Below are 15,341 nucleotides of genomic sequence, written 5' to 3'. Positions count from 1 at the left end.
GAAACTTAAAGATCCGTAATGTGAGTTAGGTGATGGGGGAAATTTCTTTTTCCAAAAGCAACGATTACACCCTGCCCGCTTTAGTCCAATTGGCTCATATCGGGCGGCCAATAACATCAGTGTCAAAGAATGATCAATGATGCTCGGCGCTTTGGAGAGCAATTTGTTTAAAAATCATCGGGTATTTCGCTGGAAATCAATGCAGGATTTGAATAAATAATTGACGGCTGCTTCGTTTGAACATGACTAATTTTCTTGCTATAGTAAAAAAACCATGTAAGGGAGGATGTAATATGACCAAACATCGGATTTATACAATGAGTGTGGCAAGTGTCTATCCTCATTATATTACGAAAGCAGAGAAAAAAGGGCGTACAAAATCAGAAGTCGATGAAATCATCTGCTGGTTGACAGGGTATAGCCAGGAAGGGTTAGAAGCACAACTGGAAAAACATGCAGATTTTGAGACCTTCTTTGCGGAAGCTCCCCAATTAAATCCTTCACGTGCTTTGATCAAAGGGGTTGTCTGCGGCGTCCGAGTGGAAGAAATCGAAGAACCAACGATGCGGGAAATTCGCTATTTGGATAAGCTAATCGATGAGTTAGCAAAGGGAAAAGCGATGGAGAAGATTTTGCGAAAATAATAATGAAACATAAGAAACACTGATTCCCCATTTGAAGCTAAAAAGAATCGGTGTTTTTGTTGTTGAAACTTCAGCCAAATGAGTTTTGTTATCGGATTTATGGCTATGAGGCGATTATAAGTAATTATTTTTTTCTCCACTATTTTTCGATGATCCTAATCATGTCCAAGCTGTAACGGCTGACTTTGTTCATGCTGTGCCGGGAGTGAACGGCGGTTACGCGTCGTCCGGAGAGATGACGTTTTATCCAGGCGAACGAAGGAAGGCGGCAGTTGTGCGAATCTCCAATTTGACTTCGCAGTAGCATCGCTTGTTAGCTGCCGAAAGGATATCGAAGGCATGTGGAACGGTTTTTCTGATGAAAAAGCTGATGGACGGCGCCGAGCAGCATACTTGCGGGAGCATACGATTCAGTCGCGGTTGCTCATTACTGTACCCTTTCAGCACAAGAAGTGATGTACTTCATATAGAACTTGTAGAATCTCAATAGGAAAATTACGTTTTATACAGTTAACGGTGATTATGCTTCTTGTTTGTTGAACTACGTAAATGGGTGATGAAAGCCTGTATAAAAATAAGCACCTTATTGGACGGAATTGACAGCTTATTTTCTGCATAAAAGTTTACGGTTTTATGGACTGAATTGAAATGGGATCTTGAAGAGTGTCAAGGGCCCCCAACAGTGTGATAGCATGGGCAAAGATATTGGAAGTTTTTAAGAATGATAACCTTTGAGGGAGCTGTCTTCATGAAAGGGCCCATATGGAAATCTTTTTTCGTAAAATGCCTTATATCATACAAAATCGTATTCTTTTTCCATCTTTGAACTTTCTCTGAGGCTCTGTTATCGGAGTAAAATCGGCGGGAGCAAGGCCCTTTTAAATTTGAGAGGAGAATTGACCATGAACGGCATTCCCAGCTTTATGACAATGACAATGATGATCGCTTTTTTGACCACTATTGTTTCCCTTGTTGTATTCAAAAGAAAAAGCCTTATATTACCATATATCGTACTAGCGTTGAGTATCATTTTATTGATTATTAGTTTTTCAATTGGAAGTTGGGAAGGAATGGGGCTCGGTGTTTTCAGTTTAGCGTTATTTATGGGGGCTTTCATTTCGTTAATTGTTTTAACGTTTTATGAGGCCTTTAAAAAGAAAAAAGGCTATTGATGATTGCCTTTTGCTTCGAGTCGGTTTTTTAGGGAAGATAAAGTTTTAGCTGGTTTAATGGCGATTATGATATTCTACATACCTTCGTATTACTTCATTAAAAAATTCCCGCAAAAAATATATTATTTATTGCCGGCGATCGTTCCTACGGTGGGATCGGTTTTATTTATTATCTACTCATACCTATTCATCCCGGATGGTTGGTTCATGATGGGGGTGTTTTTGTACGCATTTGCGGACGATACAGGTTCTTTTATAGGCAAACTTCTGCCATTTTTGTATTTGACAATGTTAAAAAGACAAGCAATCGTTAATGCTGCATGACAAATGAAAATCAATCATAACTAATTAAAAAAGCCATCTAAGTGAAGATGGTTTTTTTAGTGGTTGAAAAAGGGGCGATTTGTTAGGACGCGCGATCAATTTGCGTTTTTCAATAACTTTCCCTACGGATTTGGAAACCACCTTGACGTTCCATTTGTTTCCTCCGCTTCTCAGATGTTACTGCCATTCTTTCTTCATGATTCTATGGTGCTCCTCCAGCGGGTTTTTCCACCATAAATGCTTTTTTCGAATCAGCCAAGCTTGCTTTAGCCTAGAAAAAATTCATATAAGGGTTGTATTCGCTTTTTGTACCGTAACAACAAGTAAAAAACCACATTGCTCTTTCTCTGCTTTATTTTCAGCCTCTATTTATACCGATTTGTACATGAAATGTACAGAAATTGATCAGATATGGGACATTTTGCTTTGGCGTTGTAATGACAAAACAGCCAGATTTTTCTTTTTCCTGCTTTATTTGTGACCTTTTTCCTAATTGGAAACGCTATCAGCTGTATATGAATTGACCAGAAATATACCGGTTATTGAATATGTGCATCTGATTTATTTCCATTGGGTTATTTGTTTTCAATAAGCTCCATAAAGGACCCAATCATATGGGAAAGGGGGAAACTGCTTGACAAAATTAAGGGGATTTTCGATTCTCTTTAGTATGTTATTGATTTTGCAATTACTTGTCCCAATTCCAACAACCTTTGCGAATCCAGCTTTAGGCGCAGGACATGGGGAAAGTAACGGGAGAATCGAAGTCAAAAAAGTCGATCAAAGCAAGGAAGCGATCAAATGGCACGTTGTGATGAATGCTTCTGGCCAAGAAAATAACGGAATCGGCGCAAAGATAAGCTTTAGTCCAGGTTTAACTCATGGTTCTATAACGGAAATACAGAATGTTGAAATCAAAAAAACAGCTGATGGTTACGACATCAAAACACCGGCTGGAAGTGAAGCATTTGAGTTGGAACTGGTAACTAACATCAAAGATTCAAAACAAATAATCTATGAAGTTCAAGCGCTTGCGACTTTTCCAGATGGCCAATTCGAAGCGTCTGATCAAACAACGTTGCCGAGAGAAAGTTCCGAAGGTTCAGTAATCAACGATGATGGGCAAGTGGCTGAAGAGGAAAAACCTGCAAATCAGAATCAGGAAAAACCAACAACGCCAGATCAAGACTCTTCAGATCAAAAGAAAGAAAGTAATGAAGCCGGTAAAGAAACTGAACATGAAAAGCCAAAAGTAGAGAATTCGCCTCCAGAAGAAAAGCCCAAAATAGAAAACTCGGGTCCAGAAGAAAAGGATGTAAAGCAGATAGAAGGGAAACCCCATCCTCCATTTTTATCAACGGCAAGGCCAAGTGCTTTAGCAGGAATGCAAAGTGGAAGTGAATGGCCTGCTCCAGGCTCTCTCAAGTTAATGAAAGACGCTACTCCAACCGGTACATATGCCGAATGGGAAGTTGAGTTAGCGATTGAAGGGAAAAATGTAAAAACGAGTTCTGATATAGTGCTCGTACTGGACAAATCAAACAGTATGGGGCTAGGAAGGAGATTGTCAAAAGCCAAACAAGCGGCTAATGAATTTGTTGACAATCTTCTATTGGAAGGTTCTTCGACAAGAATCGCATTGGTTTCATTTAATCATCAAGCCACCATAAATCAGGATTTTTCCGGATATTCCAATAAAAGACAATTAAAAAACGCGATTAATGGTGTTTGGCCATCAGGCGGCACGAATATTCAAGCCGGGCTTCACCAAGCACAAACGATGCTTGCAAGAAGCAGTGCAGATCAAAAGGTTATCGTCGTATTAAGTGATGGTGAACCGACGTACAGCTTTCAAGCCAGTAATGCATCAGCCTATTCATGGCCTGGGAATAAATATCGCTTTATCCTGTCCAATTTTGATTACAATACGATCATCGGTTCAGGGGGGGCTACAATCTAGGGTGGTACAGCTACCGTGTCAATGGTCATACCGTCGAAACAAACGGAATCGCTACAATATCTGAAGCAAAGCATATTATGAACGCCGGAGTCGGCATTTACTCAGTCGGCCTCGAAGTTGGCCGCAACAGGAATGCAACGTACGTGCTTGAAAATAGTCAGAATAAAGGCTATTATCTCGGCGGCCAAGATGATTTAAGCGAAATCTTTGAAGATATCGCGGCTAAAATCCATTATGCGGCAACAAATGCTATTGTTACCGATCCAATGGGCGAGATGTTTAATCTTGTTAAAGACGGCAGCTATAACGGTGAAAATTTTACAGCCTCACATGGAACCGTCAAATGGGATGATGCAACAGAAACATTCACGTGGAATGTGGGAGACATCAAAGAGGATGAGGTATACAGACTGAAATACAAAATCACGATCGACTGGGATAAAAATCCGCAAGGAAACGTTCTATATCCTACGAATGGCGATACGCCTTTGAATTACACGGATCCAAGCGGAAAGCCGTCAACAAAACCTTTTCCAATCCCGGAAGCCGGGATCGATAAAGGGTTAATTGTTAAAAAGGGCTACCGTGTAAATGTTGATGGCCAACCGATTGACCGCAATGGCAATGTGGTTGCAAGCAGTTTTATGATGTCTTCCATGAAGAAAATCGAAGCAAAGAGTTAAAGTTTAATGAAACATACTCGGTGCCGGCTAATGATGTTCCCGGTTATACGCTTCATGTGGGGGAAAATCCGACGAATGTCCGTTTGACCGCAGCAAATCCAAAACAAACGGTTTGGTTTGGATATGTAAAAACCGAGGAATTGCAAGCTGGTGATATTACAGTAAAGTACGTCGATGAAGACGGAAATCCAATCGCCAAAGAAGAGATTCTTTCAGGAAAAATCGGTGAAACTTACACCACGGAGCAGAAAAAGATTCCCGGTTATGAGTTTAAAGAGATGCACCAAGATAGCGCACCGGCAGAGGGTACTTTTACAAAAGAAGAGCAAACCGTCATCTATGTGTATAAGAAAAAACTGGGTTCGCTTTCAATTAAGAAAGTAGACAAAAATGATCATGACAAAGCTCTTGCAGGCGCGACATTTGAATTGTACGACGCAAACAACACTTTGATCGCCACGAAAACGACAGGAGAAGACGGAATCATCCTATTTGATCATCTGGACTGGGGCGAGTACACACTTGTTGAAACGAAAGCGCCAGAAGGCTATCGAAAATTAACAGATCCGATCAAGGTGGACATTACGAAAGAGCATTTGCATGTTGAAAAAACAGTGGAAAATACGCAAGTCGATTGGACACTTCCGGACACGGGGGGCATCGGTGCCCTTGGGTTTTATGGACTTGGCATCCTGCTGATGGCAGGCGCATGCTTTTGGTTGTTCTTTAAAAATGCAAGGCGTAGGACGAAAGACAAATTATAGGGGGAAATAACATGAGAAAAACAGTATCGGGGTTTTATAGAATATTAACCGCATTACTTATCTTTGGCTTACTTCTGCCGACAGGATTTGCCAGTGCAGAAGACCGGACGTCGGGGACATTAACGATTCATAAGTATGAGCAGGAGCCTGGCACTGAACAGGGCGAACCAGATGGCTCTTCTGGCCAAAATCCTAAAGGAAAGCCGTTGCCAGGAGTTGTATACAAAGTAAAACAAACACATTCTTATGATGGAGAAAATTGGACTGAAGTAAGCGATGGGGCGGAATATACGTTAACGACTAATGAAAATGGCGAGGTAACACAAGAATTGCCTTTGGGCCGTTATTCAGTTGTTGAAACGGGTGGTCCAGATCATGTCAATTTAAATCCGGATACGTTTTATGTCGATATTCCGATGACAAGTAAAGACGGATCCACGTTAAACTATGATGTTCACATTTATCCGAAAAACGAAACAATCCGCGGAGCTGTTGAGCTGACGAAAGTGGATGGTGACACGAATAAAGCATTAGATGGCGTGGTATTTGAACTTTATCACAAAGACGGCACACAAGTGGAAGGTACTTTCACAACAGACGCAGATGGAAAAATTCGCATTGATGGTCTTGCCTATGGCGACTATTTCTTTAAAGAAGTCGCGACAAAAGACGGCTATGTATTAGGCAGCCAAAATGTCCCGTTCTCTATTCAAAACAGCGGGAAATTTGAAGAAGATGGAACAACAACAGGGGAAATTGTAGAGGTCAATATTGATAACTATAAATCTCCCGAACCGAAAAAAGAAGTCGATGAAAGTGATATGAACCGTGGAGAAGAAGTCACTTATACGATTACAAACACACTCCCTGGCGATATTCACAAATACAAACAATTTGTAATTACGGACGTGTTGGATGACAGATTATCTTTCGTCGATGGGAGCTGGACGGTTGAAGGTGTTGATCCATCCGCCCTGACATTTGAGCAAAACGGCCAAACATTGAAATGGACAGTGCACAATTTCGCCGCACTTGAAGGCGTGAAAGAAATGAAAATTTCTTTCAAGGCAAAAATCGCAGAAGATGCGCCGCCTAATGAAGTGATTAATAACAAAGCGATCATCGACTTTGAAAATCAGCATGGAAATGACGGGCATAAAGAAACGGATGAAACACCTGTTAATCCGACAGCGGGTTATTTGACAGTCATTAAGCAAGATAAGTCTTCTCAAAAAAGACTGGCGGGTGCGGAATTTGAACTTCGCGATTTAGAAGGTAATGTGATCAAAAGCGGTGTAACGAATGATAATGGGGAGCTTTCTTTCAAGGAGCTTGACTACGGGAAATATCAACTAGTAGAAACAAAAGCGCCGGAAGGTTACCGTAAATTAACAAAGCCGATTGACGTTACAGTTGATAAAAGCAACCATGAGCAAACGATCACGGTCGATAACTCCAAAACAGATTGGGAGCTGCCAACAACAGGCGGTATCGGTACAACTCTGTTTACGCTTATCGGATTGGCATTGATGGTTACGGCATTCGTTCTTTATGTACGTCGTAGAAAATCGGGTGCTGAAGTAGGTTAAAAGCGTAATAAGTGGGAGAGGGAATGATTTCTCTCCCATTTATTTGTTAATGCCAAAATAAAATTTATTTACGATAGGACGGGAAAGCGATGAAAAAAGCAATTGTCATAGCCATATTTTTTATTGGATTAGGCATTTTTTCCTATCCTATGATAAGTAATATTTTATCTACACAAGTGCACCAATCCGTTGTCCATGGCTATAGCGATAAAGTAAAAAAGATGGATAAGGAACAAATAGAGGCGGAAAAGAAGAAAGCCGATCAACATAACGAAGAATTAGCCGATTCACAATTGGATTTTGTGGACCCTTTTTCGGAAGATGCCAAATCGGATGAAAGACGCGGGAATAACAGTTATTATGATGCCTTGAATGTTGGGCCCGCCATCGGCAGCATAGACATTCCTAAAATCAATATCCAGCTTCCCATATACCATGGCACAAGCGAAGAGGTTTTATCGAAAGGGGTAGGCCATTTGGAAAACTCTTCCTTACCTACAGGGAAAGCGGGGACACATAGCGTTTTAACGGCCCACCGGGGGCTGCCTACTTCAAAGCTGTTTCGAAATTTGGATTCTTTAGCGTTTGGCGACAAATTTTTTATCCAAGTGCTTGATGAAAAAATGGCCTATGAAGTGTTTGATGTTGACATCGTGCTGCCGCATGAAACAGACTGGCTGCAAATGAAGCAGGATGAAGATATCGTCACCTTGCTGACGTGTGAACCATATATGGTCAATACACACCGGTTGTTGGTGAAGGGGAAACGTGTACCTTATTCTCCAGAGGAAAAACAAGCAAGTGAAAACGACGGGGTACCTGTATATGTGTATGTGCTGGCAGCTCTCGTTCTTCTTTCCCTTATTTACTTTATTTACCGAAGGAAAAAGAAGAAGGAGGCGACCGATGAAACATAAAGGTATTATGTTCTTATTTCTTATTGGCCTCCTTATTTTGGGTTACCCGCATATCGCGCAACTCGTCAATGGCTATCTGCAAAAGAGTCAGGTGGAGAACTTTCAAAGCGGATTGGACCATTTATCGGATGACGAGATTAATGAATTGATGGCACGGGCTCAAAAGTGTAATAAAGAAATCTATTATGATTTGGATGGCTTTCGTGATCCGTGGGGGGACAATCAAGAAAAGTTGACAGCATTCAATGAATGCCTCGGTTTTGGCAATGATGATATTTTTGGAGCCATTGAAATACCGAAGCTCAAATTAGTGATACCGATCTATTTAGGTTCATCAGAGGAAGTGTTAAGCAAAGGAATTGGCCAAGTGGAAGGTTCTTCATTGCCGCTTGGCGGGGAAAATACACATACCGTATTGGCCGGCCATCGTGGAATGGGAACAAAAGCGATGTTTCGAAATATAGATGAACTGCATGACGGCGATGTATTTTACATTCATACGATGAACGAAACATTAACCTACCGTGTATTTAATCAAGAGGTGATTGAGCCCCACGAAACGGACTCTTTGGAAGTGGAAGAAAATAGGGATTTGGCGACGTTATTAACGTGTCATCCTTATCGCTATGATTATCAGCGATTGTTGATCCAAGGTGAGCGGGATCAGTAAGATGCTACCGCCCGAGGACATCATTAAACCCAGGAGAAATGGTTGATTTTGGCTTGTTCCAAAGCAATAATATCAATTCGCAATAATAAAAATATTCAATATTTTACTAGTATAACAAAAAAAAATACTTTACAATGGAGGTGGTAGACAGTTCGCAATGATGTGTATTCATTACTTTTTTCATAGTTAAAGGGTTTTGTGGACACAACCCTCCTTATAACAAAAATGCCCAGTTCTAAGAGTTGAAGCTCCTGCATCTAATCAATGATGAGAAGCTCTTTAAAAAACTTGGGCACAATTGAACAGCGGCAACTTTTTTTCCCGGAAAAGTGTCGAACTCTTACAATATGCAGGCTTCCAATTCGTTTGCTAACGGGTGAGCCGAAGCTGCGTTTTCTTGTTGTCTGTTCAACCGGACAAATCATGTAAGTTGATCCAAATACATTCAACTTTGTTAACCGTTTCGTTTATACTATCACAATGTTTGATCTCCACAAGTTACTTAGGTCATCCAACCACCCAACTTTTTTACTATCGTCGTTCCTTAGTCTACCCGTACATGTTTAACGCAAATAGAAAATGTGATGCGCAATAGGGATTTTATCTGTTTGACACTTTTTCAAAAGAACTTATACGGAAGTTCAAAAATAACTAGTGTATTGCTAGTGATTCATGATATGTCACCCAATCTCAGACTCACAAAAGTAGGTCTAAAGTTTCATTTTGGATAAAAATGGGTATATTGATATGGTAAAAAAGTACTATATAATTAGAGGGGGTACATTTTGCTTGAGAGTAATACTTATTGATGACGAATCATTGGCTCTAGAGTTCTTGGAGAAAAAGTTGGATGAAATCGGTGGAATTGAAATTATCGGGAAATACAATGATGCCTATAAAGGGTTGGAAGAAATAACAAAAAACCACCCTGATGCTGTTTTTCTCGATATCGAAATGCCTGAAATAAGCGGGATGGATTTAGCGAAGAAAATTCAAAGGTTGATGCCAAGTGTCAAGATTGTTTTCGTAACAGCACATAATGAATACGCAGTAGATGCATTTGAAATCAATGCTGCGGATTATATCGTAAAACCGATTCGGCAGAAACGATTGCTTAAAACGATTGATCAACTGTTGGAATTGACTGGAAAAAAAACAGCTGCTTCACCGATGGTTTGTTGTTTTAATAAACTTCATTTTAAAATGGACGGAAAAAAACCCGAAATGATAGATGTTTATTGGAGAACAACGAAAGCTCGGGAATTGTTTGCTTATTTGATACATCATCGCGAGCAATTTGTACGCAAGGATGTACTGCTGGAATACTTTTGGCCGAATGCCGGTTGGAAAGATGGATTCACCCAACTTTATTCTACTGTCTATCAAATTCGGAAGACTTTGAAATCCATTGACTTCCCGATTAAAATTATTAGTTCCGAAAATAGCTATAAGCTGGAACTAAATGATGTGCGTGTAGATGTTGAAGAATGGGAAAACGGAATGAAAAGGTTATCGTTTTTGACAAGAGAAACGCTTCCAGAGTACATAAAAACACTTGATTTGTATAAAGGCGATTACTTTGACAAAGATGATTATTTGTGGGCTGATAATGAACGAAAGCGGTTAAGAGTGATTTGGTTAAGCCATATCAAACGGTTGGCGGATTATTTTATCTTTAATGAAGATTATACTGAAGCCATCTTGCTTTATTTGCGTGTGCAAAAGATTCAGCCACTTGAAGAAGATAGTTATTTCATGCTGATGCAGTTGTATGATGCATTAAAGAAACGCGATTCGGTGAAAAAAGAATATACGCACTTAAAGAAAATGTTGCAAGAGGAATATGGAACTCTTCCCAGGGAAGATATTCAAAGATGGTACGAAAACTGGGAAAAGCGAACGTCGTTCACTCAATACATTTCTTGATTTATAAAGTCGGGTAAAGGCCGGGTCACGGCTATTTCGATGAAGATAAGGGCCGATTTATACGCAATGACAATCAAGAGTGATAAAGTGATCTTAGACGCCGGATTGATCGGATAGCGAGCATGAAGTGAGGAGCAATGATGATTGGACTGGTTGTAGAAGCTAAGTAATCGTCATTGCTTTTCTTCCATTGTTTGAAGGGGAGATTGCTACGAGCAATGGAATAATTGAAGTTAATATTCTCGAAAGCTTCAAAAGATTAACGTTTTAAGCTGTGAATACCATTTTTTAAACAAAGGAGAACGGAAGTAATTTTTTCTCGTAGGGAAGATGAGCCGAGCATGCAAATAATGCAATGGTAACTCCTCTTGCAAAAACGAGTAAAGTTTTTTTGTTTCAACTAGATCATCCGATTTCGGAATCTAAAGGGAGCTGTATTAGTACGTTGGAGAAAAATGTTTGAAGAAAGAATATATAGAAGGTGGAGATAAAGCTTATCAAGGCTGTTGTCGCAGAGATTATTATCCTTAATGTTAATCCAAAGCGCGAAACGTATCCGTTATAAAGCATGGCTGTTTGACAATATACCCGTGCAGGTATATAATCAATATTAAGTTCAATAAAAAATGATTTTTGGAAGGAGGGAGTATGTTGAAATATGATGCGCAGATAAAAAACAGGGTAAAGCGAATCGAAGGGCAGTTAAGAGGGATTTTAAAGATGATGGAAGAAAACAAAGACTGCAAAGATGTCATCACCCAATTATCTGCAGCCAGATCTGCGATTGACCGGAGCATCGGCCTCATCGTCAGTTCCAATTTGGTTGAATGTGTTCAATTGGCAAAGGCAAGTGGTGATGCGGATACGGAAGCATTGGTCAAAGAAGCAGTCGACTTGTTGGTGCGCAGCCGTTAAAAAAAGACGGTTGACATCATTTTTATTTGTGATTATAATACCCATAGGGGTAAAGGTAAATATTTTTTTGTGACTATTAATACCCTTTGGGGTATATAGTTTGGAGGGTGAACAATGACGGAGAAGAAGAAAACAACGATCGTTTTGTTTAGTGGCGATTACGATAAAGCAATGGCAGCTTATATCATTGCCAACGGTGCGGCGGCGTATGATCATGAGGTAACTATTTTTCATACCTTTTGGGGGTTGAATGCATTGAGAAAAGAAGAAAGCATTCCAGTGAAGAAAGGGTTTATGGAAAAAATGTTTGGAAAGATGATGCCAAGAGGTGCCGACCAGATGGGGCTTTCCAAAATGAACTTTGCCGGGGTTGGTCCCAAAATGATCAAAAATATTATGAAAAAGCATAATGCCGTTCCGCTTCCGCAATTAATTGAAATGGCTAAAGAGCAGGACATTAAGTTAGTTGCGTGTACGATGACGATGGATTTACTTGGCTTGCAGCAAGAGGAACTCTTGGATGGAATTGAATACGCAGGTGTTGCCGCCTATCTTGCGGATGCCGAAATCGGCCATGTCAATCTGTTTATTTAATGCTATAAACCATATTCTCGTTAGTATCTTTTTCAACGATTTGGCGGCTAGAAAGCTGAATATACAAATGGAGGTATAAGGATGGATAAAATAAGTGCAGATGTCATCCTAGATGCAAAGGGATTGGCATGTCCAATGCCAATCGTTAAAACAAAAAAAGCGATCAACCAATTGGAGCCCGGCAAGGTACTTGAGGTTCAGGCGACCGATAAAGGATCACAAGCCGATATAAAAGCTTGGGCTGAAAGCACAGGCCATCAATACTTGGGTACTTTAGAAGAGAATGGTGTGTTGAAGCATTTTCTCAAAAAGCATACTCATGACGAAGCAGATGGGAAAAAGTACCCCCATATTGCCAGCAACGATGAGCTGAAAGAAAAAATGGAAGCCAATGAGTCTATTGTTGTACTCGATGTAAGGGAAGCAGTGGAATATGCCTCTTGCCATATCCCCGGAGCTGTTTCTATTCCAATGGGAGAATTGGATGAAAGGGCGGATGAACTAAGGAAAGACCAGGATATTTTCGTCATATGCCGTACAGGCAACCGTAGCGATTTGGCAGCGAAAAAGTTGAAAGATAAAGGATTTCACAACGTTTTTAATGTCATACCGGGTATGAGTAAATGGACCGGAGAAACGGAAGGAGGTCAATAATCATGTCTGTCACCATATATACAACGACAAGATGCCCGTATTGCGTCATGCTAAAAAACTTTTTGTCAGAAAAAGGAATCATTTTTAATGAAGTGAATGTGGAAAAAGATCCTGCACAAATGCAGAAACTAATCAATACGACAGGACAAATGGGTGTGCCGCAAACCGAAATCAATGGCGAATGGATTATCGGATTTGATCCGAATAGCATTATGGCAACATTGCGAAAGTAGTTTTTTTTTATAAAAAATATACCGGGAGGGGTAAAAATGACAGTAACAGCAATGACACCTAAGGACGTCACAAACAAAATTTTGAATAATGAGGATCTGTTTATCTTGGATGTCCGCAATGAAAGTGATTTTAAGGATTGGAAGATTGAAGGGAAACATATTGCACATCTAAACATTCCTTATTTTGAACTGCTTGATGGTGTGGAGGACATTCTGGATAAAATTCCTAAAGAAAAAGAAGTCTTGGTTGTTTGTGCAAAAGAAGGGTCATCAATCATGGTTGCTGAAATGTTGTCAGAGCAAGGGTTGGACGTATCATACCTCCAAGGTGGCATGAAGGCGTGGAGTGAACATTTGGAGCCTGTAAAAATCGGAGACTTGAAAGGCGGCGGAGAAATGTATCAATTTGTCCGGATCGGAAAAGGCTGCTTGTCATATATGGTTATTTCCAACGGTGAAGCAGCAGTTATCGATGCAACCCGCATGGCAGATGTGTTCATTGATTTTGCGCAAAGCAAAGATGCGAAGATTACTCATGTGCTCGACACTCATCTTCATGCCGATCATATTTCTGGAGGAAGAACCATCTCAGAGCAGACAGAAGCGTTGTACTGGCTTCCGCCCAAGGATGCTGCAGAGGTGACGTTTGATTATCAGCCTTTGGAAGATGGAAACGTGATTACTGTGGGCAATACCGCAATAGATATCCATGCCCTTTATTCTCCCGGCCATACGATTGGATCTACATCTTTTATCGTAGATGGGCAATATTTATTGTCAGGCGATATCCTATTTGTAGACTCAATCGGAAGACCCGACCTTGCGGGATTGGCCCAAGACTGGGTGAGCGACCTTCGGGAAACTTTGTATTCGCGATATAGAAGCCTATCTGAAGAGCTGATTGTTTTGCCCGCCCACTTTATGATCATGGATGAATTGAATGAAGATGGAAGTGTTTCCGAAAAGTTGGGAACCCTTTTTGCGGAAAATCATGGTTTGAATGTGGAAAGTGAAGAAGAGTTCAGGAAACTGGTAACGGAGAACTTGCCTCCCCAGCCAAATGCTTATCAGGAAATCCGTGAAACAAATATGGGAAAAATAACTCCCGATCTTGACAAACAACGAGAAATGGAAATTGGTCCAAACCGTTGTGCGGTTCGATAATATATTAGGAGGAATGACAAATGGAAACAACAAAGTTTTTAGATGCAAAAGGATTAGCTTGCCCAATGCCGATTGTTAGAGCCAAAAAAGCGATGAATGAATTGGAGACTGGACAAATATTGGAAATCCATACAACGGATAAAGGATCCAAAAGCGATTTAACCGCATGGTCAAAATCTAGCGGTCATGAACTGTTCAAACAAGAAGAAGAAAATGGTGTTTTCAAATTTTGGATTAAGAAAGCCTGACAAATGGAGGGAACCGCATTGGTTCCCTTTTTCTTAAGGGGGGTTGAACAATGGATTTTACATTTATCATTGTCATTTTTTTAATTGGTTTTATCGGATCCTATATTTCGGGAATGCTGGGAATTGGCGGTTCTATCATTAAATATCCGATGCTTTTATATATTCCACCCCTATTTGGATTGGCGGCATTCACCGCCCATGAAGTTTCCGGAATCAGCGCCGTTCAGGTGTTTTTCGCAACAATTGGCGGTGTATGGGCCTATCGAAAAGGCGGTTACTTAAATAAGGCTTTGATTGGATATATGGGAATGAGTATTTTAATCGGGAGCTTTATCGGCGGCTATGGCTCAAAATTGATGTCTGAAGGCGGCATTAACTTAATATATGGCATATTGGCTTTGATTGCCGCAGTCATGATGTTTATACCGAAAAAAGGAATTGATGACACTCCTTTCGATCAGGTGACATTCAATAAATGGCTGGCGGCATTGCTGGCATTTATTGTCGGCCTGGGAGCCGGGATTGTAGGGGCCGCGGGCGCATTCTTATTGGTGCCTATCATGCTGGTTGTGTTAAAAATTCCCACCCGCATGACCATTGCCTCATCTTTGGCCATTACGTTCATTTCTTCAATCGGAACAACTGTAGGAAAGGTGACAACGGGTCAAGTGGATTATTTTCCGGCGCTTATTATGATCGTTGCAAGTTTGATTGCTTCACCGCTTGGAGCGATTGCAGGAAAGAAGGTAAACACAAAAGTATTGCAGGTCATTTTGGCTGTGTTGATATTGGCGACAGCCATTAAAATATGGGTTGATATTTTTTAAAATCACCAGTTGAAAAAGGCAACAACTGCTGGAGCCAGCGGCAATCGTACAGCCTGG

17 protein-coding genes are annotated in these 15,341 nt (G+C 40.6%); all 17 read left to right on the top strand.

Going from position 1 to position 15,341, the window contains the following annotated elements:
* Positions 1-293: 293 nt before the first annotated feature.
* On the top strand, positions 294-644 hold the full coding sequence (locus MHB50_RS12305) for a DUF2200 domain-containing protein (RefSeq protein ID WP_077112134.1): 351 nt from the start codon (positions 294-296) through the stop codon (positions 642-644).
* Between the two features lie 902 nt (positions 645-1,546).
* Positions 1,547-1,816: a YesK family protein gene (locus tag MHB50_RS12300; protein WP_339163912.1), complete on the top strand. Its 270-nt coding sequence runs from the start codon at positions 1,547-1,549 to the stop codon at positions 1,814-1,816.
* A gap of 57 nt (positions 1,817-1,873) precedes the next feature.
* Positions 1,874-2,140, top strand: coding sequence for a hypothetical protein (locus tag MHB50_RS12295; RefSeq protein WP_339163910.1), 267 nt, complete (start codon positions 1,874-1,876; stop codon positions 2,138-2,140).
* Positions 2,141-2,774: 634 nt separating this feature from the next.
* The gene (locus tag MHB50_RS12290; RefSeq protein WP_340083848.1) at positions 2,775-4,100 is read left to right on the top strand and encodes a vWA domain-containing protein; all 1,326 of its coding nucleotides are present in this window, start codon (positions 2,775-2,777) and stop codon (positions 4,098-4,100) included.
* A gap of 77 nt (positions 4,101-4,177) precedes the next feature.
* Positions 4,178-4,783 (top strand): hypothetical protein, encoded by a 606-nt coding sequence (locus MHB50_RS12285; RefSeq protein ID WP_077112140.1) that lies wholly within the window; start codon positions 4,178-4,180, stop codon positions 4,781-4,783.
* A 20-nt stretch (positions 4,784-4,803) separates the two neighbouring features.
* Positions 4,804-5,547 (top strand): MucBP domain-containing protein, encoded by a 744-nt coding sequence (locus MHB50_RS12280; protein ID WP_077112142.1) that lies wholly within the window; start codon positions 4,804-4,806, stop codon positions 5,545-5,547.
* 11 nt (positions 5,548-5,558) lie between these two features.
* Entirely contained in the window at positions 5,559-7,136 is a 1,578-nt protein-coding gene (locus tag MHB50_RS12275) for a SpaH/EbpB family LPXTG-anchored major pilin (RefSeq protein ID WP_340083847.1), read from the top strand.
* Positions 7,137-7,225: 89 nt separating this feature from the next.
* Positions 7,226-8,053, top strand: coding sequence for a class C sortase (locus MHB50_RS12270; protein ID WP_077112146.1), 828 nt, complete (start codon positions 7,226-7,228; stop codon positions 8,051-8,053).
* Positions 8,043-8,723, top strand: coding sequence for a class C sortase (locus tag MHB50_RS12265; RefSeq protein ID WP_077112148.1), 681 nt, complete (start codon positions 8,043-8,045; stop codon positions 8,721-8,723). Before MHB50_RS12270 ends, MHB50_RS12265 begins: the two co-directional genes overlap by 11 nt.
* Before the next feature lie 789 nt (positions 8,724-9,512).
* Positions 9,513-10,649, top strand: coding sequence for a response regulator (locus MHB50_RS12260; protein WP_077112150.1), 1,137 nt, complete (start codon positions 9,513-9,515; stop codon positions 10,647-10,649).
* A gap of 651 nt (positions 10,650-11,300) precedes the next feature.
* A complete protein-coding gene (locus MHB50_RS12255) occupies positions 11,301-11,564 on the top strand; it encodes a metal-sensitive transcriptional regulator (RefSeq protein WP_077112406.1) in 264 nt (87 codons plus the stop codon).
* A 114-nt stretch (positions 11,565-11,678) separates the two neighbouring features.
* Complete coding sequence (locus tag MHB50_RS12250) at positions 11,679-12,158, top strand: DsrE/DsrF/DrsH-like family protein (RefSeq protein WP_077112152.1); 480 nt, start codon at positions 11,679-11,681, stop codon at positions 12,156-12,158.
* 81 nt (positions 12,159-12,239) lie between these two features.
* Positions 12,240-12,812: a sulfurtransferase TusA family protein gene (locus MHB50_RS12245; RefSeq protein WP_077112154.1), complete on the top strand. Its 573-nt coding sequence runs from the start codon at positions 12,240-12,242 to the stop codon at positions 12,810-12,812.
* Complete coding sequence (locus MHB50_RS12240; RefSeq protein WP_139345659.1) at positions 12,812-13,045, top strand: glutaredoxin domain-containing protein; 234 nt, start codon at positions 12,812-12,814, stop codon at positions 13,043-13,045. The genes MHB50_RS12245 and MHB50_RS12240 overlap by 1 nt, the downstream gene beginning before the upstream one ends.
* A 36-nt stretch (positions 13,046-13,081) precedes the next feature.
* Positions 13,082-14,209 (top strand): MBL fold metallo-hydrolase, encoded by a 1,128-nt coding sequence (locus tag MHB50_RS12235; RefSeq protein ID WP_077112158.1) that lies wholly within the window; start codon positions 13,082-13,084, stop codon positions 14,207-14,209.
* Between the two features lie 20 nt (positions 14,210-14,229).
* Positions 14,230-14,457: a sulfurtransferase TusA family protein gene (locus tag MHB50_RS12230; RefSeq protein WP_077112159.1), complete on the top strand. Its 228-nt coding sequence runs from the start codon at positions 14,230-14,232 to the stop codon at positions 14,455-14,457.
* Between the two features lie 50 nt (positions 14,458-14,507).
* Positions 14,508-15,284: a sulfite exporter TauE/SafE family protein gene (locus MHB50_RS12225; RefSeq protein WP_077112161.1), complete on the top strand. Its 777-nt coding sequence runs from the start codon at positions 14,508-14,510 to the stop codon at positions 15,282-15,284.
* The last annotated feature ends 57 nt before the right edge of the window (positions 15,285-15,341 follow it).

Source organism: Siminovitchia sp. FSL H7-0308, from assembly GCF_037980985.1.
GTDB lineage: Bacteria > Bacillota > Bacilli > Bacillales > Bacillaceae_C > Siminovitchia > Siminovitchia thermophila.
This window is presented reverse-complemented; position numbering and strand designations above follow the sequence as displayed.